The following is a 25,307-nucleotide window of genomic DNA, read 5'->3' on the forward strand; positions in this document are numbered from 1 at the left end:
TTCGCTGATTTTCTCGCCATGGGTGGACACGGTGCCTACGTCTGGAGCGGCTACGGCTTGTGCGTTGCTCTATTGGCATTGAATGTGATGTTGCCCTTGCTGGCACGGCGTCGGTACTTGAATAAACTCGCGCGAAGCCGACGCCGGGAGGTTTGGAAATGACTCCCGCACGCAAAAAGCGACTGTATTGGATGCTGGCGCTGCTATGTGGCGCAAGCGCGGCCGCTGCGTTGGCAATGGCGGCGTTGCGGCAAAACATCAATCTGTTTTACACGCCGACTCAGATCGTGGCTGGTGAGGCACCGCGCGGCACACGCATTCGCGCGGGTGGGCTGGTAGAGCCGGGTTCGTTGCAACGCACGCCGGGTTCTCTGGCACTGCGATTTGTCGTGACGGACGGGGAGAGCAGCGTCCTCGTGCGCTACGAGGGCATTGTGCCTGACCTTTTCCGAGAGGGCCAAGGCATTGTCGCCACGGGTCACATAGAGCCCGACGGCGCACTGCACGCTGATGAAGTGCTTGCCAAGCATGATGAGAAATACATGCCACCTGAAGCGATGGGCGCGCTGAAGAAATTCGGTGCGAGAGGCCAGCTTGGGCGCGGCAAACAGGAGTCGTATCGATGATCCCGGAACTCGGACTATTAGCCCTGATCTTGGCGCTGTGTCTCGCAATGGTTCAAGCAAGCGTCCCATTAGCTGGTGCCTGGCGGGGCGATCAACGCTGGATGGCCCTGGCGAAGCCGGCCGCGTGGGGACAGTTCACGTTCTTGATTTTCAGCTTCGCGTGCCTGATGCACGCATTCCTGACGAACGATTTCTCGGTTGCGTATGTTGCGGAAAACTCCAACAGTGCGCTGCCCTGGTATTACAAGGTCAGTGGAATCTGGGGGGCGCATGAAGGCTCGTTGCTCCTATGGGCTTTGATACTGGCCGCATGGACAACTGCGGTCTCGATCGGCGCGCGCCAACTACCGGAGGCGATGCTGGCGCGAGTCCTGGCTGTGATGGGCATGATAAGCACTGGTTTTCTGCTTTTTCTGATCGGCACCTCCAACCCGTTTGCGCGCTTGCTAACCAATGTCCCAGTCGATGGCCGGGACCTCAATCCTGTGTTACAGGACGTCGGCCTAATCGTTCATCCTCCCATATTGTACATGGGCTACGTTGGCTTCTCGGTCGCCTTCGCATTCGCCATCGCTGCCTTGCTGGATGGCAAGCTCGACGCCGCTTGGGCACGCTGGTCTCGCCCCTGGACAAACGTGGCGTGGGCGTTTCTCGGCGTGGGCATCGCCGTCGGGTCATGGTGGGCTTACTCTGAGCTGGGGTGGGGTGGTTGGTGGTTCTGGGATCCTGTCGAAAACGCGTCATTGATGCCCTGGCTGGTGGGCGCTGCCCTGATCCACTCCCTGGCAGCTACTGAGAAACGCGGCGTATTCAAGAGCTGGACTGTGCTACTGGCGATCGGCGCTTTCTCGCTCAGCTTGCTAGGCACCTTCCTGGTCCGGTCGGGCGTATTGACCTCCGTGCACGCTTTCGCCACCGACCCGGCGCGCGGCGTCTTCGTGCTCGCGTTTCTCCTGGGCGTGGTTGGCGGGTCGCTTGCGTTGTTTGCTCTTCGCGCGCCAGTGGTCAAGAGCCATGGAGGCTTCGGAATCTGGTCACGTGAGACGCTGCTGCTGGTCAACAATCTGCTGCTGTCGGTGGCGGCGGCCGCGATCCTGCTCGGCACGCTCTACCCGATGGTTCTCGACGCACTTACCGGCACGAAGCTGTCAGTTGGGCCGCCTTACTTCAATGCCATGTTCGTGCCGCTGATGGCGCTGCTGATGGCGACGGCTGCGGTTGGCTTGTTCACGCGCTGGAAAGCCACGCCAGTGCGCAGGCTCGCGCGAATGCTTATCCCTGTGCTGGCGGCCAGCCTGATGCTCGCGTTGGTCGCGGCTACCTTGCAGACCCGGTCACGTTGGGCCGTGGCTGCGAGCGGCTTCCTCGCTGCGGGGATCGTATTCGCAGGCGTACGTGATGTGCTGGACAAAACGCGTAACAAAGGATTGCTCATGGGCCTGCCAACGCTCGGCCGTAGCTATTGGGCGATGCAACTGGCCCACCTTGGCTTCGCCGTCTGTGCTTTGGGCGTCGTGCTGACAAGTGTCTGCAGCGTTGACCGGGATTTGCGCATGACGCCAGGCAAAGCCATCGAAGTCGGGGGCTACGATTTTATATTCAACGGCACCACACGGATTCAGGGGCCGAATTATGTTGCCGATCGCGGCAGTGTACGGGTCCTTCGAGACGGGCGTGAGGTTGCAATTCTGCATCCGGAAAAACGCGTCTACCAGGTCCAACGGACTCCCATGACCGAGGCCGCTATCGAGGCGGGTTTCACCAGAGACCTGTTCGTAGCTCTGGGAGAACCGCTGGCCGACGGCGCCTGGGCGGTCCGGGTGCAGATCAAACCTTTCGTTCGCTGGATCTGGGTGGGTGTGCTACTGATGGCGTTGGGCGGCTCCCTAGCGGCGACAGACCGGCGCTATCGCGCCAGATCGACCAGATTGGCTCAGGAGAGACGCATTCGCGGAGCGCGAACATGAAACGGTTGCCGTTGTTATTGCCATTGGCAGTATTTCTGCTCATCGCGGGTCTTCTGTATCGCGGTCTGTTCCTCGACCCGACCAAGGTGCCATCCGCCCTAATCGGAAAACATTTTCCCGATTTCGCCCTGTCGGCTCTCGACCAGCCGTCGCGCATCCTGACACGCAAGGACATTGTAAGAAGACCGGCGTTGGTTAACATCTGGGCCTCATGGTGCTCATCCTGCCGGCAGGAGCACCAGGTGTTGACAAGACTGGCCTCTCGAGGCGTAGTCATCTACGGTGTCAATTACAAGGACGACCGGTCTGCGGCGCTACGCTGGCTGGGTAAGTCGGACAATCCGTATCTGTTGGACATTGAGGACAGTGCTGGGTCCTTAGGTGTCGACCTCGGCGTTTACGGCGCACCCGAGACGTTTGTCATCGACGCTAAAGGTGTCATCCGCGACAAGTATGTTGGAATAATCGACGAAGACGTTTGGCGGAATAAGCTCGCCCCGGTTTATTCCGAGCTGTTGCAGGAGGCCGCACCATGAAGCGTGTTTTCGCTGTGCTTACGCTAGCGCTAGGCATGCTCAGCGGCAGCTACGCCGCAATCGATCCCCGTGACTTCCCTAGCGACAGCCTGCGCGAACGCTATCACGAACTGGCCGTCGAGCTGCGTTGCCCGAAGTGTCGGAACCAGAGCATCGGGGAGTCGGATTCACCGATCGCCAATGATTTGCGCGGTCAGATTTATCGCATGCTGCGCGAAGGCCGAAGCGACAGCCAAATCATTGACTTCATGGTCGCGCGCTACGGAGATTTCGTGTTGTACGACCCACCGCTTTCCAGCCGCACGGCGCTCCTTTGGGTTGGCCCTGCAGGATTGTTAATAGCTGGAGTTGCGGTCGTCGCCGTGATCGTCGCACGCCGGCGTCGACCACCCCACACAGTAGCAAGTCCTCTGTCGGACGGAGAGCAGCGTCGCTTAGCGGGCCTGCTTGGAGCCACGGACCCATCCATTGGACAAGATATATGATCGCTTTCTGGCTTTACGCAGGACTGTTGTTCGCAGCAGCGCTAGGCTTCGTCCTGGTGCCCCAGTTGGGCCTCTGGCGCACGCCCGTTGATGCCGATCGCACCCGTACGAATGTCGAGCTCTACCGCGAACGTCTGCGCGAACTGGAAGAGCAGCACCGCGTCGGCGCGCGCGACACGGCACAGCTCGATCTCGGGCGCGTCGAGGCTGCACGTGAACTGCTGGACGACACGCAAACTGCGGAGCATGCCGTTGATTTCCCCCTAGGCCGAACTATTCCGCTTGCAGCAGCGCTATCAACGCCGTTGCTGGCGCTGGCGCTGTACCTGCACTGGGGCTCGCTTGACCAACTTAAGCTCACTCGCCTACGCTCCGTCGCGCAGAATATCGAGAAAATCGCGATGCGCCAGGAGGCCGTATCACTAGCCGCTACGTCGGACTCGGCCGATGGTTGGTCATCGTTGGGCCGCGCCTACATGGCACAAGGACGGATGTCGGAAGCAGCCCGGGCGTACGAGCGTGCAGCTGCGATAGGAGGGCGGCCGCCGGACGTGCTGGGTCACTGGGCCGAGGCCGAATATTTCGCGGGCGAGCGTCAATGGACTGCCAAATTGCAAGCACTCGTCAACGAGGCGCTCACGAGCAACCCGCGAGAGGAAGTAAGCCTAAGGTTAGCAGGCATGGCCGCATTTCAAGCGGGTCGATACAGTGATGCGGTTGGCTACTGGGAACGTCTCGCGGCGACTCTGCCTGAGGGAGACATGAGCCGCGCCTCGATCGCCAAAGACATTGCTCGCGCCCGCGATTTGGCGAAGTAGAGACGCTTCCTAAACGGACTTTTCAGTTGATACGGCCGACACTGACGTTATTTCCCATCCGCGGCCGACGCAACAGTCAGGTTTTGTGCTGTGCTGACGCCTTCATGTTGAAAGCGACGAGGAGCCAGCAGAGGACAAGAACCGAGCACGCGTAGAACACCGCACTGGCACCTATATGTTTGAGTAGCCATCCGCCCAACACGCCGCCGAGCGCAAGGCCGATCGACTGAGTGGTGTTGTAGACGCCCGTTGCTGCCCCTTTGCGGTTGCCGGGCGCGAGCTTTGATACCAGCGATGGCTGCACGGCTTCGAGGATGTTGAAACCAAGGAAATACACGAACAACAGCGTTGTCACGACCACTGTGGTATGCGCGAGCAAGCCGAGCATAAACTGGCCAATGAGGACGAGTCCAATAGCTGAGACGACCACCGACTTCATCATGTGTCGCTTTTCGGCGGCAATGATAGCGGGCACCATCAGGACAAACGAAAGGCCCATAGCCGGCAGATAGCTCTGCCAGTGCGACGCAACGGGGAGGCCCGAGTCCATGAGCAGGCGCGGGACGACCAGAAAGAGCGCGGTCTGCGTGGCATGAAGCACGAGCACGCCGAAGTTAAGACGCAGCAACTCTTTATTGCGCAGTACTTCTGCGAACGGCGCCCTCACATGCACAGGCTTGGGCGCATCTGGCACGATCCATAGCACGACGGCTACCGCAAGAATTGAGAATGTACCGACGAGCGCGAAGAGGCCGCCCATACCTAGCCAGTGGAACACGATGGGTGCGCCGACGATCGCCACGGCGAATGACAAGCCGATCGAGCCGCCAACCATAGCCATGGCCTTGGTGCGGTGGGCTTCGGAGGTGAGGTCGGCGATGAATGCTAGCACTGCGGAGGAAATCGCACCCATGCCTTGAATTATCCGGCCGGCGATGATCCACGTGATGTCGTGCGCGAAGCTCGCAACGAAGCTGCCGATAGCAAAGATCACCAGGCCTGTGATGATCACGGGCTTTCGTCCCAACTTGTCAGAAAGCCAGCCATAGAAAATGTACAGCAGCGACTGTGTGACGCCGTAGGCGCCGAGAGCGATGCCTACGAGCAGTGCATTGTCGCCACCGGCGATGCTTTTCGCGTATATCGAAAAGACGGGCATGATCATGAACAGGCCCAACATGCGCAGGGCAAAGATCGCGGCGAGCGAGAGCGTCGCGCGCAATTCCGGCGCGCTCATTCGCGAATGGGAAATCGAAGATGTGGAGGAGGCGTGCATGTGGATCAATCAAATAAGGCGCGAAGGCGCTGGCGGGATATTGCGTTCGTTGGGAGGCGGGCCAATCTTTCGATGCGCTAAGAGTACAACGGTATTCGTAACCGAGCGCGGGCTCACCGACTTTGGTTCACGGTGCATAGCGGCGCATATCATCCTTTCATAGCCCGTTCTGCAGTATCGCAAACCATCAAGGAAGACGTGGCCGAGGGTGCCTGTCGACTGCTAACGAGTATGTCGTGCGATTGCGTCATGTGTCTTCTTGCACCAATTCATAGTGGCCACGCCACGTATTTTCTGCTGGCCTCATTTGAGAGGTCGATGGTTTCTGCTGTACTCTAAGACGTTCCCGAAGGAAATGAAAACATACTTAGGTATTGAAGCGATATCCTCGCGATTGCGCTACCTGGACTTCGGGATTGTGCATCGGTAGCCTCTATCGTTGGCAAGCGTGCAAAGCAAACCACCGTATATGCGGTGAGACGATTCGGTTCTCCAGTCTGCACTCAAGGAAAACGTCGTGCTTCGTCACCAGTTTTCGCGCTCCTTGGGTCCCACCTTCGACTGTCGCATTCTCACGGAAAAGGACCGGGATTCCTTCCGCAACACCTCGACGTCGCGGTGCTCGAATGGAACTCGAGCATGGATGTCGCCACGCGTCTTCTGAGCGTCGATACGTCACGGACGGCTGATGACGACTGGACGCTGTATATTCCGACATGTAGCGGTGTAGTATTCGGCTGCGACGCTTTTTTTGAACCATGCTTTATTCATGTGATGACCAGAACGACTGCATTTGAAAGAACCGCCCAGGCTGCGCAGGTGCGCCGAAGTAAGGCAGTATTGTTACCTATAGCTCGTGCCGAAGCGGACCGTGTGAGTTTGCAAGTGCACGTCGCACTCGATGCCATGCGACGAAAAAGGGGCAATCTCGATGCCGCGCGTACGCTATGCCAAGTCACGATCGTGACTGGGCTGCTCATCGAAGCCGGCTATGGCGATGCAACGTTCGAACAATTGAAGGAAGCCGAAAGCATTCTCTTCGCGGCATTCAATCGAGGTCGACATTCCGACTTATGGATGCTTGAGGAAGAAGAATTCCAGCATTTCGCTATCATTGTCGCGACATACGATTATCAAATGCGTCGCGCGCCACTGGCGGCAATCATCGAAGCCGGTCACCGGTTGGAGCGGTTTCGCGCCGGAGAATCGTTTGATCGGATGGCCTACAGGCGGGCTTGACGTCGTACCAAACCTGGAACAGTAGCTCGTGACGGATTTGGTTTGGCTCATAGTGCCGATTGTTCGGTCGTTACTGAGACTGACACGCTTGGCAAGGCTTGGGAATTGACGGTCTGCGGGCTATGATTACCTTCATGACCAACCACGTAAAACGTAGCCCAGTGACAGACTCCTCTCGACTAATTTCTCACAATGTTCAGGCCGACCCCACGAGCCAGCGAGTGGTCGAGGCAGTAAAAGCTCGACTCTGCGGGGACGGGAATGTTCCAGCAGCGACTCTCGAGCATCAACTCGGGCTCGTTGATCGGTTGTCCGGGTTTGAATTGGGCAGGTTCCTGCTGGTCAACCGCGGACTCGATGCATACTGGACACACCGACTCGTAATCCACGAGACCGACTCCTTGCGGCAGGGTATGGTGTCCGAGCTCGAGTACCTGATTTTTGAACGGCTTCCGGCGGTACTTGCCACTCGCGAGCGCTTCAAGATCTTTCGTCGAGAATTGCAGGCGAGGCTCAAACCGGGATTTGTGCTTGCGTCTGTGCCCTGCGGATGGATGGGGGACCTTTTGTTGCTCGATTATGAGACCTATGCCGATGTGAGGTTGCTAGGCCTTGATCTCGACAAGAATGCGCTCGACGGAGCATACCAACTAGCCAATGAACGCGGTCTTGCTCGGCAGGTACAGTTGCACCATGCTGACGCGTGGGAGATGGACCTTAATGCCAATGTAGACATACTGACGAGTAATGGTCTAAATATATATGAACCGGATAACGAGCGAGTGGTCAGCCTGTATCTTAAGTTCTTCAACGCGCTTAAGCCAGGTGGTCAACTTATTACGAGTTTTTTGACACCGCCGCCAACGCTGTCCAATGAATCGCCATGGGACATGAATGCGACCACGCCGACCTTGCTTGCACTGCAACAGTTGCTATTTGTGCAAATAATCGAGGTTAAATGGAGTTCGTTCCGCACTCATTCACAAACCCGTGAACAGCTGGAGCGGGTCGGTTTCAGAGATGTCACTTTTGTGAATGACCGGGGGTGCATGTTCCCTACCGTAATCGCTAAAAAACCATCTTGAGATTCTTCCCGCCTGGCCTACGGGTATCGTGAGTGGCGGGATCCTTTTCGACGGCGACATTTCACCGTGAAATGTTCGCCGCTGCTTTGATGTCCGCGATGACGGGGCCCCATCGCATTGCGGTGGACAATACCACGTGGTAGCGGATCTGCTGGGGGAAAAGCTTTGCTTTACCTCGAAGTTCCGGCTTGTCGTGCTTGTGATCAGGGTTCGCGAACTTCAAGCTATGTGTTTGGTGTCTCCGCCGTGTCATAAGACGCACCTGCTTTTTCGATATGGATGTCGACGCAGTGGCGTTGATTTCAGGCTCAGTCTTGACGGGTCACCAAGGTCATCGTCAGTAGCCGATAGCTTAGGCCATGAATCCGCTTCTGTTTGGGCGGGACAAAGTGAGCTGGACGTAGGGAAGTTATCAGATCATTGAGATAGGCTATGCAATGAGCTGGTAACGAAACTACTCAACAGCTAAATGTTCACTGCTTCGTCGAAAACTCTAGATCATCTTTCGCAGCGATAATTTCGACATCAACTAACCTGCTCGATGGATCAAGGTGAGGCACTACCAAGAGCGTCGACGCCGGCATCGCGCCTTCAAGATATTTATCTCGAATCGCCGAGTATAAGGGTATATGTTCTTCAAGTTTGAGATACTGCGTCACTTTAACGATATCGTGCACTGTCATTCCTGCTTTCTCGAGAGCATCGATCGTGCTTCTCCATACATTCTCACTCTGCTCTTCGATACTTGTAGAGATCCGCTTCGAGGAGAGAAGATGCGCGTTACCTGACATCATCAGCCATCGAAGCTTGGGCCGGATGGTAGGGTTGTTATCACGTTGTTTTGTCTTCGGTGAGGTGAGAGACCCGAGTGCAGAATAACGCATAGATTGCTCCATGGTTTAATGAAGTTGGAGGTTTTTGTCGGCTCGAACGTGGATAAGCTCACGGAAACGCTATCAATCTGTAGGTGCCACGTGAATCGCTCTTTTGCGACGCTAAGCCGGCTATTGTGGCAGGGGCCGCCGACCGATTCGGATACGGCAAGCATCTCTTCGACCTGTCTGACGTTCGCCAGGTGCACAATCGCGTACGATACCAATATCGTCAGATTTAGCTGTCAGAGCTGTAATTTCAATGCGCGAAGCGAGCGGCATGACGCAGTCGGGAAGTCTGGTTTTTGCCAGCCACCGCGCCGTCACTTTTGGGGCCGAAGGATCGGGTATCGGCGCCAAGTCGCTTCCGCTTGGAGTGGCCCGAAAGATGTTGGACGCCGGGCCGAGGCGCTATCGATAGAGCGACTTCCGGTGATGCTGCCCAGTTGCGGCGGTCGATGCGAAAGTCCATAAGGGACACCTTGCAAGATAAAAAAATGAAACCAAACGGTGGCCGCATCAGTCGCAGTCACTTAACCGATTCAGGTGCAGGAAATACGGCGCGAAGTTTTCCGGCCCCGCTATTAAATGTTCAAATCGCTATATATTCAACCTGAACGAAGTATCGGAAGCGATACATCCGTATATCCACCGCGGAGATCTCGACGAGAGACGATGGGAACTGCCGGTGAGGGTTTTCGGCGGTGACGGTTGGTCTGCACGACCTGACCAAGACGCTTAGAAGCCGTTGCAACGGGACGTATCTGCTCGCGAAACCGCAAAGCGCACGGCCGCAAGAAGGCACGTGTACGCGCGCTCCATGCGGAAATCAAGAATTCCCGGACAGACCAGTCGCACAAGCTTTCCACGGCGTTCATGAAGGAGTACGGCGCAATCTTCATCGGCAACGGGAACGCTTCGGCGCTCGCGAGGACGCGGATGACGAAATCCGTGCTCAACGCGAACCGGGGTCAGTTCCGGACCGTGCTGCAGTCACGCCGGCGCATGGTTCGATGAGGTCGATGAACATTCGACCCAGACCTGCAGCTGCTGTAACAGCCGCACTGGGCCGAAGGGCCAGGAAGGTCTGGGAAGAAGAGAGTGGCGAGAACGCGGCGCAAATCATCATCGCGGCATCAACGCGGCTGTGAACATTCTCGCGGCGGGACATCGTCTTCTTGCAGAAGGAATCCCCAAGGCCGATTGCCGGGAGGACGTCAACCATTGGTGAGACGGCTGTTGGGCAAGGCTTCGTACTCTTACATCGGCAACGGAATATCAGAACGCTCTTTCGAAAGATGGCGCTTCATAGGAAGCTCCGATCTCGAGTCCGAGATAGCTCACAAAGGTTTTTGAAGGCGGACTGCCGAAGGTAGCGCATCCAATGACAACAGCCTTTCGTTGCGCCACGATGAGGGAGGTAGTCGCCAGGAATGTCGGCCGGTTTTGCGCGCCGCTATCTAACAGCTTGAATGTCGACTACCGTGCGGTCGGCCTCGGTCGGAACTCCGTGTGCGACTCGGGATCAGCGCCTATGCTTTTCGTCGACGGATGGCGCGCATTTGGACGCATTTCTAAGCGCGGACGAGAAGGGTTGTCGTCGATGACTTGAATGATCGCCGCTCGCACGTTCGATGATGAGGGTACTGGGTGTGGCAGGTGAGGGCGTACAAGGCGCACCGGAGCACGGCTCGCTTCTCAGCTTCCTATCGCTGGCGGCCACTGAACGCGATGGCGGCGCACCCATGCCACGGAATGCTACGACGCGTATGCGGCGCTAGCTGACAACGGTATCGCGGTGGGCGAAGAGCGGGTGTTGTGCGATTTCTTCTCGCGCTCGCCGGAGCGCGTCGGTTACCGCCTCGTCGCCATGCGTGAGTCCTTGCAGCAACACGAAATGAGTGGTTTTCAATCCGATGGACTGAAGCGCGTAACGTACATACGGGGTGAGGAAATCGCCTTGCCACGCCCGATCGCCGCTATGAAAGCTACCGGAACCGACGATCACGAAGGTAGGCCGGTCGCGCATCAGACCGACCTTTCCCTCCGGCGTTACGGCGAAGGTGCGATGAACACGCAGTACGTAGTCAATCCAGAGCTTCAGCGCGGCCGGAACCGTGAAGTTATGCATCGGTGTGTTGATGATGAGCGCATCCGTCATTTCAATCTCACGAATGAGCTGCTCGGATACGTCGAACCGGCTTACATCAGGTTCACGTGACGTGATGGCTTTTGCATAGTCCTGTGTGATCGGCGGCAAAGGTGCCGAAACAAGATCACGCTTCACCAGGGCGCTAGGCATATTCCTACCCAGCGAGCGAATCATCTCAACGGCGAGACGATAGCCGTGGCTCATTTGTCCGTGCGGGCTGGCGTTCACGAAAAGAATTTTCATCGTTCGCCACCTGTTCCGCCGTGCGCGAGTGATTCCACGAAGTGCATACCTTTGGCCAGCAGGCCGTTGCGGAAGTAGAAACGTTGCGCGAGCGGCATGTGCAAGCCCGTGTCAAGCACAAAATGCGCGCAGCACGCTTGACCTGCAATCTCGCGAACCTTGTTGAGCAGATCCGCTCCGATGCCACTGCGTTGCAGTGGAGAAGTTACGACAAGGTCGTCGAGATAGACGAAGCGCCCATACAGGGTATTTGTTTGCGCGCGATATCCGGCTAGACCGAGGATTGTCCCGTCCGCACCGCACGCAGCGAGCAGGCGATAGTTCTCTTCGTGCTGCCGGCGCAATTGCTCACAGAAGGCTTTGGGGTCCGTCAGATGCGGCCGCAATTCCTTCATCACGTCAAAGGCGCGGATCCAATCATCGGGGGAATCAAGATGCTGGAATGTTGCTTTCGTGCCCATATCGTCCTCTCCTTGTTGCATCGCGCGAATTGTATCCATTTAACGAAACGCACTGTAGGGACAAGAAACGATCGTCCGACCAGGTCATCTTGTATGGCTCGGGGCTGGTCTGACGATCCCGATTGTTAGCGGCGGTCTTGACAACATCGTTGACCGTCTTCGGCATTGCCGCTAGAAAGGGACTGTTCGTACGTCGCTTGAGCAACGCGCACGCGCAGCCGGGCTAGCTGGTGTGGATAGGCCTTCGCATCGCGCTTCGAGTAGCAGAATCGATGGCCGTGGTAGCCGACGTCCAAATCGACGGTGGCCCTCTGAGCGGCAAGCGATGCGCCCGTACCGGATGTGGTTTGTGTCATCATCGCCTCATCAATGCTGCAGTGAAGATGCTCGTAGCCAGGACGGCCGGCTTGCAGCAGTAGTTGCGTTGCCGCCCCGGCACCATGCTTACGGATCGCCGGACCACGGACGCGAAATTTGGCTGGCGCGGTAGATCCGGAACTAGCCTCGCAATTCACGAAGTCCGGATATTCGCTGCCTGCTTGCCTTTTGGACCCACACCGATCTCGAAGGACACTTTTTGATTCTCGCGGAGTGACTTGTATCCGGTCGATCGAATCTCGGAGAAATGTGCAAAAATGTCTTCGCTGCCATCATCGGGTTTGATGAAGCCAAAACCTTTTGCGTCATTGAACCACTTCACAGTACCTGTAGCCATTTGCTTTTCCTTTTGAGTTCGGTTATCGAGATAGCGCGTTTGAATATAGGGGCGGGTTGTTGACCGATAAAACGGGCGCCAACTATAACGATAGAAATGTATTGGCACATGTCGATCGAACAGCGAAAGTCTTGTGCTCGCTCAATATGCAGCAAGCACCGTACGATTCTATTGGGCGTCCGCCCAATACTCAACGCACCTCTGGTATTCATGTATAGACTCACGTATAAGGTTGCACACTCGGGGCCCATCGCGATGCGTATTCCATCGCACCGATGGTAGACGTATAGGGCCGGGTCAACCAGAATCGCTTTCATTCCTGCCCGGAAGTACTTTGCCGGCGAGCAGTTAGCGGGATTTTGCGTAGAGCGGACCCGAGAGCCCTGTGGGCTAAACAGCGTACGTCTGCCGAAGCAGGTGCCAGCATTGCTCGCCTAAGTGGAGCACAAGTTTGCGACAAACGCCGCATCTGGCTCTTATGTCTGCCGCGTCACGGGGGGCTGACGGGGTTTCGAACAGTAACCGCCGAATCCACGCAAACCTGATCATTGCCCGTTTAAAAACGTTCGCTTTATGAGATATCAGGGGGATATCTCATGCGACTGTTATCGATTGGCGAGACTGCGGCTGAACTGGGCGTAGCGGCAAGTACACTGCGGCGCTGGCTTCGGCAGGGACTATTGACGCCGTCTTGCCAGACTATCGGCGGGCATCGGCGGTACCAGCACGATACTGTGCAGACCCTGGCCGGCACCGGGCCTGCCGCAACCGGCAAGACGGTCTGCTATGCCCGTGTTTCCTCACACGACCAGGCGGAACAACTCAAAACGCAGTCCGCGAGACTCGAAAGGCACTGCGCTGACGCGGGCATCGCGAATATCGAGGTGATCGCTGACCTCGGAAGCGGGCTGAACTATCGCAAGAAGGGACTGCAACGGCTGCTGGGTGACATTCTCCGTGGCCGCGTTGCACGCCTGGTGCTGGTCACCAAAGACCGGCTGCTGCGTTTCGGTAGCGAGCTGCTTTTCCGTATCTGCGAATTCTTTCACGTCGAAGTCGTCGTACTGGACACGGTCACGGACGTAAGCCGTGAGCAGCAGCTCACGGAAGACCTCGTCGAGATCCTGACGGTGTTTTCCTCGCGCCTGTACGGTTCACGCAGCCGAAAGAACCTGCGGGCGCTGGCGGACTGATGCAGGCGACCGCGCAGACCCGGCTATACCTGTCCTCGTCCGACATGCAGACGCTCGACGCGATGGCCGCCCTTTACGGCACGATGAAGCGAAAGCTGTACGCGCGCATCGCGGCCCACGGCGGTAAGGCGAAGTCGCACAAGACGGCGTTCTGCTGGGAGCACGGTGCGTATTTCGGACGAACGTGACCGGCCGTTTCGGGATGGTGACCGGCGATTTCGGCAACGTGACCGATCATTTCGGAAACGTGACCGAGCGGACCGGAAGGCGGGATTGGCGTTGCGCATGACATCAACCACGCGGGCTATGCTCGCCGGCTTTGGCCGGAGAGACGATGCCCGCGCACCGGATGAACATGCGCATGATCAAGGACGTTTTACGACTTAAATTCGACGGCGGCTTCTCGCACGATCGGATCGCCGCATCACTGGGCATATCCAAGGGCGTGGTCACGAAGTACATCGGACTAGCCAGTGCCGCCGGGCTGGACTGGGCAAGCGCCTGCGATATGGATGAAGGCGAACTCGAGCGGCGGCTGCTCGGCAAGCCCACGGGGCCAGCAGCCTATGCCCAGCCCGACTATGGACGCATCCATCAGGAGCTGCGTCGCAAGGGCATGACGCTGACGTTGCTATGGGAGGAATACCAGGCTGAGTTCGCGGACCGGCAGACCTACCGCTATACGCAGTTCTGTGGGCACTACAAGGCGTTCACAAAACGCCTGAAGCGCTCGATGCGTCAGATTCATCGCGCCGGCGAGAAGCTGTTTGTCGACTTCGCCGGCCCCACGTTGCCACTGACGACTGGACGCCGCGCGCACATCTTCGTAGCGGCTATGGGCGCATCGAGTTACACGTTCGCATGTGCGACGCCGGCCGAGACAATGGAGGACTGGCTGGGCGGGATCGCTCGCGCGCTGACCTTCTATGGTGGTGTGCCGCAGTTGATCGTCCCGGATAACCCGCGTGCGATGATTGCCGATCCCGATCGCTATGAACCTCGCGCCGGCGACACTGTGCTGGACTTCGCGCGTCACTACGGCACATCATTCCTTCCTGCGCGCGTATATCGTCCGCAGGACAAACCGAAGGTAGAGGTTGCGGTCCAGGTGGTCGAACGCTGGATCATGGCGCGCCTGCGTCATCACCGGTTTGACTCGGTCCACTCGGTCAATGAGGCCATCTGCCCGCTGCTCAGGAACCTGAATGAGAGGCCATTCCAGAAGCTGCCGGGATGTCGTGCCAGCGCGTTCGCCCAGCTGGACGCGCCGGCACTGCAGCCGCTGCCGGCACAGCCCTATGAGCTCGCGCGCTTCAAGACCGTGACGGTTCACATTGACTATCACGTCGAGATCAACAAACACCGCTACAGCGTGCCGCACGCGCTGGTCGGCCTCAAGCTCGATGCGCGTATCACGGCGGGCACTGTCGAACTGCTACATCGCGGTCGCCGCGTCGCCAGCCACGCACGTAACGATCGCGCAGGCAGCTATACCACTGTTGTCGAGCACATGCCTGCGGCACACCGCGCTCATCTGGAATGGACGCCGCAGCGGCTGATTCATTGGGGACAGCAGATCGGCGCGGCAACCGGCGCGCTCGTCACCCGGCTGCTGCAGGAGCAACGCCATCCGGAACACGGCTATCGGGCGTGCCTTGGATTGCTGTCGCTCTCACGTCGCTATGGCCGTGACCGTCTCGAAGCCGCCTGCGCGCTGGCGCTGGAACTGGGCGTACACCGTTACCGCCACGTGCGCGACATCCTGGTCAACAACCGCGACCGGGCGGCGGTGGTAACGCCTGCCGACTGGACCAGCCCGAGCCACGCGCATGTACGCGGCCCCAGCTACTACCAATAAAGAAGACCACCATGATGATGCAACAGACACTGACGCAATTGCGCACCCTGAAGCTGGACGGCTTCGCTGACGGCCTGGAAGAACAATTGACGCAGCCCGGTGCGGCCAGCCTGAGCTTCGAGGAACGCCTGTCACTGCTGGTCGACCGGGAAGCCAGCTGGCGTGATGATCGCCGTCGTACCCGATTGCTCAAGCAGGCGCGCCTCAAATATCCGCAGGCCGCTATTGAGGATCTCGACACGCGCGCTGGCCGTGGCGTCGATCCGCGCTCGCTCACGAGCCTCGCACTCGGTGACTGGGTGCAAGCGGGCTACAGCCTGCTCATAAGCGGCCCAACTGGCGCGGGGAAATCGTGGCTCGCTTGCGCCCTGGCCCAATACGCTTGCCGGCGCGGGCATTCAGCCTTGTATCTGCGCGTGCCGCGACTTGGCGAGGAGCTTCGCGTTCTGCACGGCAACGGCGGCTTCACAAAATGGCTGCTGCAGGTTGCCCGCGTCGACGTGCTTCTACTGGACGATTGGGGAATGGCGCCCCTCGATGCGATGGTTCGAAACGATCTGCTCGAGATGATCGATGACCGCTCGGCGGGAAAGGCGACCATCGTCACCAGCCAGTTACCGATTGAGCACTGGCATGGATGGATCGGCGACGAGACTATCGCCGACGCAATGCTCGACCGCCTCATGCAGCGTCATCATCGGATCACGCTTACCGGTGAATCCCTCAGAAAGGCATCCCCAAAACCCAACGTCCTGGAGCCCGAACTCGACCAGAACTAACAAGGAAATCTACAATCAACACCGCGCAATGCCAAACCCCGCCGAATCGGTCACGTTCCCGAAATCGGCGGTCACGTTCGCCGAAATACGCAGCACGGTATCTCGGCCCGGATGTTCAATGCAACCGCCGTTGAACTGCAGGGACTGCTTGATGGTACACGCGAGCTGCTGGATACGGAGCGCAAGGAGCTGCTCAAGGCGATACACCGCCAGCAGCGCCAGCTCGATGCACGTCGCGAACGCCTGGCGGAGATCGCGGCCGACCGGCTACGGATGCATCCGCAACGCGAGGCGAAGCTTCGTCATACCGCGCATCGCAATGGCGTCGCACTCGCGCGCCTGCAGGGAAAGCTCGGCAGGGTCGAGCGCAGGCTCGCGGCGAAGGTGCCGGGCATCTGCTTTGGCACGCGCAAACTGTTTGCCCAGCAGCATCACCTCTCGCTCGCCGGTTTCAGGGACCGTGACGCATGGCGGCAGGCGTGGCGGGACAGTCGCTCCCATCAGGTCTTCTTCGTCGGCTCGAAGGACGAGAAGGGTGGTAACCAGCTGTGTCAGCTCCGAAAAGTGGAGGGTGATGGATACGAGCTCAAGGTGCGGGTACCCGACCGCCTGCGTACCAAGGGCGAGCACAAATACCTCATCATTCGTGACGTGACATTCAATCGCGACCGAATGGCGCTGGCCGAGGCATTAGACTCGAACGTCGCACTGACGTGGCGTCTGCACTGGGACGGGCAGCACTGGCGCGCATTTGTCTCGTTCAATCACGCGCCGGCGCGACGGGTGACGCTCGACGCGCAGCACGGCGTCGTGGGGCTCGACTTCAACGTTGATCACCTGGCAGTCACCGAAACTGACCCATTCGGTAACCTGTTACGCACGAAGCGCTTTGCGCTGCTTCGGGAAGACGCCACGTCGGGCCAGCGCCAGGCGGTGCTCTCCGATGCGCTATCGGCGGCGGTGGCGTGGGCCAAGGACGAACTGAAACCCGTCGTCGCAGAAGACCTCGATTTCGCAGCAAAAAAGAAAGCCATGGCGCAACTCAGCCCGAAAGGCGCGCGGATGCTATCGGGGCTGCTCTATGCAAAATACCGGCAACTGCTCGAAGCGAAGTGCTTCCGCGCAGGTGTCGAACTGATTCTGATTGACCCGGCCTACACGTCGACCATCGCTGCCGTGAAATACGCATCGCGACGCGGCTGGAGTGTGCATGCTGCCGCAGCGGGTGTCATCGCCCGTCGCGGACAGAAGTTGACTGAGCGTTTGCCACGCACCGACGCGGTTATCCGTGTACCGGTGCGGGGTGGTCATCACGCCCTCGAGCTTCCTGCAAGGAAAGACGGAGATTCGCGTGTGGCCGCCTAGCGCAGCGTTCATGCAGCGTACAGAGGTGTGGTGCGCGAGCATTGGCTCGCCACCCGGCGCGGCTTGCCACGTCGGAGTGCGGAAGGCACCCCTGGCAACGGTGGAAACGCCGGGCCCCTCAGCAGGACCACCGTTACGCCTGCGCCCCCAAAATCTGCTTGGATAGATTTGAGCACTATTAAGTTAGCGGTGTATTTAGGTATTAAACGTTTATACCTTCGGAGCGTTGAATAGTGCTCCGATGTCGCGTTCAATTGAAACCTGGTAGGCTGGGGACTGTTGAGCCCGTCATCGTAACGGGATTCACAGATCTCGTCATGGAGTTTTCAATCCAACGTTACAAGTGATATGAGGCAAATATTAATGTCAGTTTCAGGCTGGTTTATTCTCACCTTGGCCGTATCGTTGGCCAATTTTCCTTTCGCCACAGGCAGGTTATTTGGTGTTATCACTCTCCGACATGGCAAAACATCCTGGGCTTACATAGTGGAGTTTGTAATGACCTACATGATTTTGGCCTCTGTGGCGTATGCATTAGAGGCGCGGGAGGGTAGGGTGTTCGACCAAGGCTGGCAATTCTACGTAATCACCGTATCGTTGCTGATGGTGTTTTCATTTCCGGGATTCGTCTTTCGCTTTCTGCTTCCCCGGACATTGTTTAGCCGATGATGTCGTTGAGCGCCGGTCGTTGATAGGTCATGTTCCAGCCGGACTTGTTGCCCGGCTGGTTGGAGACCTCAGGACCTTAGCTTGTTTGAGCGCGTTTCGTGTCCAGTGCCATGTGTACCGCGTCGCGCGTGCTTGCGAACTCCCTCTCGAAGTCAAGCGTACGTCGAGCGGTCGACATTGCCATCAAGACTTCTGCGCCCCCTTCGTTTGAACTCTTGATCCAAAACCAGAGACGTCGCTCGCGCACATAGAACATCGAGAATATGCCGATCACGAGTAAAAGACTTCCGATATATACCATGGGCTTGCCCGGTGCCCGAGTCAACTGGAATGCCGACGCCTGAACCTGCGTGAACGAGTCAAGCTGGACGAAGATTGGCGCCCCGTAGTAGAAGCTGTCTGACAGTGCATCGACCGAAGCTCGAATAAAGGAAATATGTGACGGATCCTGTTTCATCTCAGGCTCGCCATGCTTAATGCGAGACAGCTGCCACAGGTCCCACATAACACCGTTCAGCGTGCGTAGGAGGGTCATCGCCGCCTTCTCCTGTTGCACTGCGGGCGTGGAGTGGTCGACCAAACCGGCAATCGCCATGAAGCCGCCCGCTGATGCCGCGACTGTCGTTGGGCCCATAGTTCGCTCGACGCCAGCGAAGTGGTCTAGCAGCCGAGATACGTCGGATGCAGCAACTTTCTGAGCTTCAGTATCGGCACCTGAGTACGAACGCTGTACGAATCGAGATACGGCCTGGCTTCGCATGCTCGGAGACTGCAAGGCAGCTCGAAGATTCACCCAGTCCCTTACTGAATTGTGATCGTCTGCGGGAATCCGGAGAAAGCGGAACGAATCGTTGATCCCCAACCTTACGCCGGTCATAAACATCTGCTGGCCGGAGATATTTACTGGAAGCATAAAGGTTTGATATTCGTGGGCCTGCCCGTTGATATCGCGAACCTTGTACTGCATCGAGGGCCCTAGATTTCGTAGCGTCGTAGATAGATTGCTTTTCGCGCCTGAACCGAGTCGTGCGTCAATCTCGCTCTCGAGCGAACGTTCTTTGAGAGCACCTCGCATACTATGGGCATCGTCCGTGTTATGAATATCTTCGACATTGATCGACCGAAAATCGGTGAGCTCCACCGTCTCTCCACTTTCTCCGGCGGTCGGAAGGTGAATATGCGTGACACCCCCGATTACGCCCTGAAGCTGCTCCGTGAATTCTGCCGTGCCGGCCATCGGCCACACGGTCATCGCCACCTTGGACCCGCCGTCCTGAAAGCTCGATTGATATATTGAAATACCGTTGTAGGTAAACGGCTTGTTTACCTCGACGCGTGCCTGAACGCGCTGACCAGTCTTATGATCCGTAACCACGATATCACTGGCGAAAAGTTTGGGCATGCCGGTTGAATAATAATCAACCACGAACTTTTTCAACTGAATTGAAAACGGCAGGTCTTGGATCAATGAGCCGTCCCGGCGACTAAGTAGGACCGTACTTGTCTCGCGGCCCTCGGGTACGAGAGAGTATCCCCGGAAAGTTGGGTTTGAAGGGGATAGTCGATGGTCCGGAGAAACTGCGTCTACATCCGTCTCCAACTCGGTCGCAGTCTTCCCGGAGAACCACATCTGCAGCTGGATAGGCAGATTGCTGTCCAGCAGGCCGCCCATGCAGATGACCACGATCGCCAAATGGGCCGAAATGTAGCCTAGCTTTGTGAGAGCACCACGTTTACCTGCAATCAGAATCTCGCCGGTGTCGGTATTGCGGGTGACTAGCTTATAGCCCAACTGACGTCCGAGGCGCATCAGGACTTCGGCCGTTTCAACGCCACTTAGGGCAGCTGCGCGGAACTCACTTTTGTGGTGGAACGCGCGTAAGCTCCCTTCGCGGACGCGGTCCTTCCAGCTGCGCGCGTCCCGGACCATCTTCGGGGCGTTGTCAATTACACAGAGTGAGACCGAAATGACAAGAAAGACCAGGATCAGCATGAACCACCAGGACCCGTAGACGTCGTACAGATCTAGCCCGCGGAAGACGTCGGCCCAAAATGGGCCGAACTGGTTCACATAATTGACGTACGTATCCTCCTGTGTGAGGACAGTGCCGACGATGCTTGCGATCGCCAGTATCACCAGCAAAGCTATGGCAAAGCGCATCGACCTGAGAAGATCAATGGCGTGCTTGAGCTCGTATGGATTTCTACGAACTCTCAAGCAAATCTGGCCTTCGGCCGTCGGACGCTCGCTCAAGGGCACTCCAGATAATTGTGATTAAGACGGGTGTAAAGGATCGGTATCGCTGTCACTCCGAATGTCGGCGGGCAGCGGGAAATTAAAACAATCCTCAATTCTGATTTCTACACGAGTTTTTGGTGAGAACAAAGAGTGGCTGACTATACATGCGTATATCGAACGGTCAGGCGTTATCAACTCGTCTCGCGAGCTATGTTCCCCATTGGGGGCGGGCTGAGAGACCGTCGCAGCGCGCTGGCTCGCGGCATCAACGTGGTGCAACCATAAGGGCATGATTCATATACCTGTGGATCGTTGAATGATGAGCGCCAAAAGTATTTAATTCCGTAGCCAACACAGGCTACGGACTGGGACGTCGCAAAGCGTACTAGATTCCGGTTATCTCGTTCACGTATAGGAGAATCCGCATGTTGAAGCGACTCTCAGTCATTAGTGCAGTATTGATCGCGTGCGCATCATTTAGCACCGGCGCTTGGGCTGACTCGGATGGGCAAGACCTTCCCACGGTAAAGCGGCAACTGCCGCAATACACCGCAGATGGCCAGCTTCTGCTTCCAAAGAACTTTCACCAATGGATCTACGTCGGAAGTCCGTTGACGCCGAACGCTCTAAATGGAGGGAAGGCAAACTTCCCCGAGTACCACAACGTCTACATTGAGCCGGGTTCGTACGCAATCTACAAGAAAACCGGCGAATTCCCTGAAGGGACGATTTTTGTCAAAGAACTTCAGCTGACCACGCCGCAGCAGTTTCCTGACGGTTCGAGAAATGAGCCGTCCGGTCGCGGCCTGTTCCCTGGGAAGTTCAACGGCGCCGATGTCACTGTGAAAGATTCAAAGCGTTTCGCCGCGACAGACGGTTGGGGATACTTCAACTTCAATCACTTTGAGCCGAAGGCAAAGATGGCGAAAGTCAAGGCGAAAGAAGAATGTGCATACTGCCACATTGCCAGTGCGAAGAAGGATGACGTCTGGACGCAGTTCTATCGACTGCTCGACGATGATGGGCACCTGAACCCGAACTACAAGCCTGAGACTCAATAAGATCGTGCGCCGCGGTTATAGCCGCTAGCTAGATCCATCGGCGCATATGCTGACACCGCGCTGGTCATCGGGGTGCCTTCCGTCTTGATCAGCGCGACGAGGCAGGTGCGGGTGCGTTGCGCTCCCTGGCGAATGCAATGTCTGCTTGTGCGGAGACTCGTTAGCGTTTAGTAGCTCAGTGCCGCATGATAGAAGTGGGGCCGGTGGGTACAGTTTTCGCAATAAACGGCCGGCGGATCGGCAATCGCATTGCGCGATTGCTATTAGTCACGCGAACCCGTGCCGTGGTTGGAGCGACGAGTCCAGTGTGGGCCGTACATAAATCTGCCGTGGTTTCGCGGGTCGGTTCGGCGAGCTCGCGATTGCGCGCAAGCAAGGACTCACACCTGGCTGGGATTTTTTCGCGCGCGCGTACCCGATCCGGATTTCGGTGTTGACGTCGCGGGTCCGTTTAAAGCTTTGCATGCTCGACATGTTCAACCCTGTCCAGAATTGCCGTGGGAAAACCAAGTGAACCCGAAAGAAGACGACGATCAAGCCGTTGAACGAATTGTTCTCGATGGCCCGAAGGGCGCGATTGTGCTAGCAGGTACTTCGACAGCAATCGTGATCCTCATATGGATCGTATTTTACGTACTTGTTTTCCTTCCGCGTGGCGTTATCCAATGAGCGACAAAATCAGGGAAAATCCGTCAGTCAGTATCGTCCATAAAATTGAACGAAGGTGGGCGATTTTGATGTCGACAATCATGCTCATCATGATGCTGACGGTCGTCTTCACTGGATTGCATTGGGCGATGATGCCGCCGTCCAGAGTAGAAACGATACGCATCGCATCCCTGGAAACCAATAGTGAGTTTTCTGAAAGTAACCTGGGAAGCGCCGCTTCAAAAGACGGATCTGTTATCGTCCGGGTACTGGCGCAGCAGTATTCGTTCACACCTCAATGTATTCTTCTTCCAGCCAACACGCCTATCACTTTCAGAGCTACCAGCGCTGATGCGATCCACGGCATGCTTGTAACGGGGACTAACATCAATTCAATGATCGAACCAGGCTACATATCCACGTTTAAAACGGTGTTTCCGCAGCCAGCCGAGCATTTGATGCCTTGTCACGAATACTGCGGGACGGGTCATCAGGCGATGTGGGCGCGCGTCAAAATCATAGAGCGCGCCGCCTTTTTCGAAATGCTTAAACGAAAAGGGGCGAACGGGAGGCTGAACTGTGTTAATTAACAAGCGGCTTGTGCTTCTTCATTTCTGGCTTGCTTTCGCGAGTTTCGCTGTTGCGTTGGCGTTGGGCGCCTGGCAGATGTACGTGAGAAGTCCGCTACATCCGTGGATAAAGGATCCGGAAATTTACTATCGATCCGTGTCGGCGCACGGTTCGACTATGGCGTACGTCTTCCCGACTCTCGTCGCGATGGCCCTCGGATACGCAGTCATTGAGCTTTCTCTTAAGCGAGCCATTGTCGGAGTGAAGCTGGCGTGGGTAGGCTTCGGCGCCGTTACTTTGGGCTTTGTGCTGGCCGTTATCACAATAGCGAAGGGTACGGCTTCCGTTCTGTACACGTTCTATCCGCCGATGATCGGCAGCTCGATTTACTACATAGGCGTCGTCCTGATCGTTGTAGGGTCATGGATATGGGTTGCGCTGATGGGTGTAAACCTCGCGATATGGAAGCGCGCGAATCCGGGAGTTCCCGTTCCCCTTCCGATGTTTGCCTGTGTCGCGAGCGCATACCTGTGGGGATGGACGGCCGTCGGTGCTGCAATCGAAATCATTTTTCAGATTATTCCGGTTGCTTTGGGATGGAAACACAACATTGATGCCGGTCTCGCACGCGTTTTCTATTCCTGGACGCTGCATGCAATTGTGTACTTCTGGCTGATGCCCGCCTACATTGCGTATTACACAATCGTTCCACGTGCTATCGGCGGGAGACTTTATAGCGATTTGATGGCACGGGTATCTTTCGTAATGTTTCTGGTTGTATCAATGCCGATCGGCATACATCACCTGTTCGCCGATCCACAAGTGGGATCGGGCTTCAAATTCATGCACTCGGTCTTCACGGCATTGGTCGCAATTCCTACCTTGCTAACGGTGTTCACAATCTGTGCCTCGGTTGAGATTGCAGGGCGGCTACGGGGCGGGAAGGGAGTCATTGGTTGGTTAAAAGCCCTTCCATGGGGCAACCCCATGATGCTCGCCATCAGTTTTTCGTTTGTGATGTTGGGTTTTGGAGGAGCAGGCGGACTCATCAACATGAGTTACCAGTTAGATTCGACTATACATAACACCCAATGGGTAACGGGACACTTTCACCTCATCTTCGCCGGGGCGGTCGTGATCATGTACTTTGTGATTGCTTACGACCTGTGGCCGCAGATTACTGGGCGCGCGATCACAGACGTGCGACTGATCCGTATCCAGCTATGGCTCTGGTTCATCGGAATCATGGTATTAACAATCCCCTGGCATTTGGTGGGCATCATGGGTATGCCGCGCAGAATGGCATACTTCGACTATACGAATGGCGAAATTTCGTCTCAGGCGATGCCTGTGATCGTATCGGTCATTGGCGGAGTCATCTGTCTGGTCGCCGGTCTCCTCTTTATTTTGATTTTGGTTCGCGCCCACCGCTCGACGGTCGATCTAGTTGAGGACTACACCTTTAGTGTGCCGATTCATCGAACAGAGAGTGTGCCATCTGCGCTGAACGGCTTTCGACTTTGGCTCGCCCTGATGATCGGTCTGACATTGTTTAACTACGGATATCCGATTGCGTCACTGATTGCCCGCCCAGACACCTCCGTGCCTGGAATCCCGATCGGCCAGGGGCATTGACATGGACGCGAAGCCAGTGTTTTCGCTGACGAACCGATGGCTGGTAGGCAGCGTGTGCGGTACCCTCGCCGTCGCGGCCACCGCTGCTGCGATAGGGTTTGTCCTTCTGCCGTCGGTGCAGGGCGGCCCTCAGTTTCGAGGCATATGGAATGCGATCTGCAGCGCGGCGGGGGTATCCCGCCACTGGGCGGAGAGTGAATCAATCGTCTATCCTGCTGACGGCGCGGTAAGTGCGGTTACTATAACGCCGCAGACACTTGCTCATGACGACCCTGAGGCGATGCGGCGCGGCGGGGTGCTCGCAGCACGATGCGCTGCCTGCCACAACGCATCTCAGGCCGTTGCGCCGCTTCTGGTCGGGCAAGACGCTGCATTCGTCTATAAGCAGCTTTCAGATTTTCAAAGTGGTGCGCGAACCAATGTAATAATGACCCAGATGGTCAAAGGACTATCCGAGAGAGATATGCGTGACCTCGCACACTACTTCGCTTCATCAGGGCATTCGACGGGCGGCGTTGCGACGGAGGTAGTGCCGCCGATCGTCGCGCGTGGAAACCCTATAAAGAATGTCGTTTCCTGTGCTGTTTGTCACGGAGGCATTGATCACAAGGCCGGAGCACCATTTTTGCAGGGTCTTTCAGCATCCTACCTGGGTGCTCAACTACATGCCTTTGCAGCAGGTCAACGACATAATGATTCCGGCGAGCAGATGCGAAATATCGCCCGGAATCTGACCGAAACAGAGATAAAGGACGCGGCGGCATACTATAGCGGGTTCACGGATTCGGAAGGACGAATATCCCAGCCCTGACACC

The 25,307-nt window shown here is 57.0% G+C and carries 24 protein-coding genes and 1 pseudogene; 19 read left to right on the forward strand and 6 right to left on the reverse strand.

The annotated features are described in order from the left end of the window. The first annotated feature begins 18 nt into the window (after positions 1-18). Genes ccmD through ccmI form a run of 6 tightly spaced genes read left to right on the forward strand, consistent with a single transcriptional unit; the run spans position 19 to position 4,432 of the window. A complete protein-coding gene (gene ccmD / locus FRZ40_RS43835) occupies positions 19-162 on the forward strand; it encodes a heme exporter protein CcmD (protein WP_240057566.1) in 144 nt (47 codons plus the stop codon). Then, on the forward strand, positions 159-626 hold the full coding sequence (ccmE, locus tag FRZ40_RS43840; protein ID WP_147238445.1) for a cytochrome c maturation protein CcmE: 468 nt from the start codon (positions 159-161) through the stop codon (positions 624-626). Before ccmD ends, ccmE begins: the two co-directional genes overlap by 4 nt. Continuing rightward, positions 623-2,593 carry a heme lyase CcmF/NrfE family subunit gene (locus tag FRZ40_RS43845; RefSeq protein WP_147238446.1) on the forward strand — a complete coding sequence of 657 codons (1,971 nt, stop codon included), beginning with the start codon at positions 623-625 and terminating at the stop codon, positions 2,591-2,593. The genes ccmE and FRZ40_RS43845 overlap by 4 nt, the downstream gene beginning before the upstream one ends. After that, positions 2,590-3,129: a DsbE family thiol:disulfide interchange protein gene (locus FRZ40_RS43850; RefSeq protein ID WP_147238447.1), complete on the forward strand. Its 540-nt coding sequence runs from the start codon at positions 2,590-2,592 to the stop codon at positions 3,127-3,129. Before FRZ40_RS43845 ends, FRZ40_RS43850 begins: the two co-directional genes overlap by 4 nt. Then, positions 3,126-3,614 carry a cytochrome c-type biogenesis protein gene (locus tag FRZ40_RS43855; RefSeq protein WP_147238448.1) on the forward strand — a complete coding sequence of 163 codons (489 nt, stop codon included), beginning with the start codon at positions 3,126-3,128 and terminating at the stop codon, positions 3,612-3,614. The genes FRZ40_RS43850 and FRZ40_RS43855 overlap by 4 nt, the downstream gene beginning before the upstream one ends. After that, positions 3,611-4,432, forward strand: a complete 822-nt coding sequence (gene ccmI / locus FRZ40_RS43860) for a c-type cytochrome biogenesis protein CcmI (protein ID WP_147238449.1) — start codon at positions 3,611-3,613, stop codon at positions 4,430-4,432. The genes FRZ40_RS43855 and ccmI overlap by 4 nt, the downstream gene beginning before the upstream one ends. A 76-nt stretch (positions 4,433-4,508) precedes the next feature. On the opposite strand, the gene FRZ40_RS43865 is transcribed toward ccmI, so the two are convergent. After that, positions 4,509-5,669 carry an MFS transporter gene (locus FRZ40_RS43865; protein ID WP_147238450.1) on the reverse strand — a complete coding sequence of 387 codons (1,161 nt, stop codon included), beginning with the start codon at positions 5,667-5,669 and terminating at the stop codon, positions 4,509-4,511. Positions 5,670-6,347: 678 nt separating this feature from the next. Between FRZ40_RS43865 and FRZ40_RS43870 the strand changes: the two genes are divergently transcribed. Both FRZ40_RS43870 and FRZ40_RS43875 read left to right on the forward strand, forming a co-directional pair. Continuing rightward, positions 6,348-6,947 (forward strand): hypothetical protein, encoded by a 600-nt coding sequence (locus tag FRZ40_RS43870; protein ID WP_338048201.1) that lies wholly within the window; start codon positions 6,348-6,350, stop codon positions 6,945-6,947. A 134-nt stretch (positions 6,948-7,081) separates the two neighbouring features. Beyond that, positions 7,082-8,032 (forward strand): SAM-dependent methyltransferase, encoded by a 951-nt coding sequence (locus tag FRZ40_RS43875; protein WP_147238451.1) that lies wholly within the window; start codon positions 7,082-7,084, stop codon positions 8,030-8,032. 473 nt (positions 8,033-8,505) lie between these two features. On the opposite strand, the gene FRZ40_RS43880 is transcribed toward FRZ40_RS43875, so the two are convergent. Then, positions 8,506-8,916, reverse strand: coding sequence for a RidA family protein (locus tag FRZ40_RS43880; RefSeq protein WP_158647090.1), 411 nt, complete (start codon positions 8,914-8,916; stop codon positions 8,506-8,508). A gap of 1,036 nt (positions 8,917-9,952) precedes the next feature. Here FRZ40_RS43880 and FRZ40_RS46440 point away from each other — a divergent pair. After that, a pseudogene (locus tag FRZ40_RS46440) lies at positions 9,953-10,135 on the forward strand (hypothetical protein); the annotation flags it as partial. Positions 10,136-10,681: 546 nt separating this feature from the next. Here FRZ40_RS46440 and FRZ40_RS43890 read toward each other — a convergent pair. The 3 genes from FRZ40_RS43890 to FRZ40_RS43900 all read right to left on the reverse strand — a co-directional run bounded on the left by FRZ40_RS43890 (position 10,682) and on the right by FRZ40_RS43900 (position 12,475). After that, positions 10,682-11,299, reverse strand: coding sequence for an FMN-dependent NADH-azoreductase (locus FRZ40_RS43890; protein WP_147238453.1), 618 nt, complete (start codon positions 11,297-11,299; stop codon positions 10,682-10,684). Next, positions 11,296-11,760, reverse strand: a complete 465-nt coding sequence (locus FRZ40_RS43895; protein ID WP_147238454.1) for a GNAT family N-acetyltransferase — start codon at positions 11,758-11,760, stop codon at positions 11,296-11,298. Before FRZ40_RS43895 ends, FRZ40_RS43890 begins: the two co-directional genes overlap by 4 nt. A 511-nt stretch (positions 11,761-12,271) precedes the next feature. Continuing rightward, positions 12,272-12,475: a cold-shock protein gene (locus tag FRZ40_RS43900; RefSeq protein WP_147238455.1), complete on the reverse strand. Its 204-nt coding sequence runs from the start codon at positions 12,473-12,475 to the stop codon at positions 12,272-12,274. A gap of 596 nt (positions 12,476-13,071) precedes the next feature. On the opposite strand from FRZ40_RS43900, the gene FRZ40_RS43905 reads away from it, so the two are divergent. From FRZ40_RS43905 to FRZ40_RS43930, 6 genes are all read left to right on the forward strand, one after another. Next, positions 13,072-13,668, forward strand: coding sequence for an IS607 family transposase (locus tag FRZ40_RS43905; protein WP_147238456.1), 597 nt, complete (start codon positions 13,072-13,074; stop codon positions 13,666-13,668). Then, complete coding sequence (locus FRZ40_RS43910) at positions 13,668-13,856, forward strand: hypothetical protein (RefSeq protein WP_193567077.1); 189 nt, start codon at positions 13,668-13,670, stop codon at positions 13,854-13,856. The genes FRZ40_RS43905 and FRZ40_RS43910 overlap by 1 nt, the downstream gene beginning before the upstream one ends. Positions 13,857-14,002: 146 nt before the next feature. After that, entirely contained in the window at positions 14,003-15,526 is a 1,524-nt protein-coding gene (gene istA, locus FRZ40_RS43915) for an IS21 family transposase (RefSeq protein WP_147234346.1), read from the forward strand. Between the two features lie 11 nt (positions 15,527-15,537). Next, positions 15,538-16,305, forward strand: a complete 768-nt coding sequence (istB, locus tag FRZ40_RS43920) for an IS21-like element helper ATPase IstB (RefSeq protein ID WP_042317356.1) — start codon at positions 15,538-15,540, stop codon at positions 16,303-16,305. A 111-nt stretch (positions 16,306-16,416) separates the two neighbouring features. Then, the gene (locus FRZ40_RS43925) at positions 16,417-17,670 is read left to right on the forward strand and encodes a transposase (RefSeq protein WP_240057531.1); all 1,254 of its coding nucleotides are present in this window, start codon (positions 16,417-16,419) and stop codon (positions 17,668-17,670) included. A 363-nt stretch (positions 17,671-18,033) separates the two neighbouring features. Beyond that, on the forward strand, positions 18,034-18,339 hold the full coding sequence (locus FRZ40_RS43930; RefSeq protein ID WP_147238457.1) for a DUF2818 family protein: 306 nt from the start codon (positions 18,034-18,036) through the stop codon (positions 18,337-18,339). A 76-nt stretch (positions 18,340-18,415) separates the two neighbouring features. On the opposite strand, the gene FRZ40_RS43935 is transcribed toward FRZ40_RS43930, so the two are convergent. Then, entirely contained in the window at positions 18,416-20,500 is a 2,085-nt protein-coding gene (locus FRZ40_RS43935) for a cytochrome c biogenesis protein ResB (protein ID WP_147238604.1), read from the reverse strand. 503 nt (positions 20,501-21,003) lie between these two features. Between FRZ40_RS43935 and FRZ40_RS43940 the strand changes: the two genes are divergently transcribed. From FRZ40_RS43940 to FRZ40_RS43955, 4 genes are all read left to right on the forward strand, one after another. Next, complete coding sequence (locus tag FRZ40_RS43940; RefSeq protein WP_054924034.1) at positions 21,004-21,639, forward strand: cytochrome P460 family protein; 636 nt, start codon at positions 21,004-21,006, stop codon at positions 21,637-21,639. 665 nt (positions 21,640-22,304) lie between these two features. Next, positions 22,305-22,877: a cupredoxin domain-containing protein gene (locus tag FRZ40_RS43945; protein ID WP_147238458.1), complete on the forward strand. Its 573-nt coding sequence runs from the start codon at positions 22,305-22,307 to the stop codon at positions 22,875-22,877. Further along, positions 22,867-24,492, forward strand: a complete 1,626-nt coding sequence (locus FRZ40_RS43950) for a b(o/a)3-type cytochrome-c oxidase subunit 1 (RefSeq protein ID WP_147238459.1) — start codon at positions 22,867-22,869, stop codon at positions 24,490-24,492. Before FRZ40_RS43945 ends, FRZ40_RS43950 begins: the two co-directional genes overlap by 11 nt. Position 24,493: 1 nt before the next feature. Beyond that, positions 24,494-25,303, forward strand: coding sequence for a c-type cytochrome (locus FRZ40_RS43955; protein WP_147238460.1), 810 nt, complete (start codon positions 24,494-24,496; stop codon positions 25,301-25,303). Positions 25,304-25,307 lie beyond the last annotated feature (4 nt).

The sequence above is a fragment of the Paraburkholderia azotifigens genome, assembly GCF_007995085.1.
GTDB lineage: Bacteria > Pseudomonadota > Gammaproteobacteria > Burkholderiales > Burkholderiaceae > Paraburkholderia > Paraburkholderia azotifigens.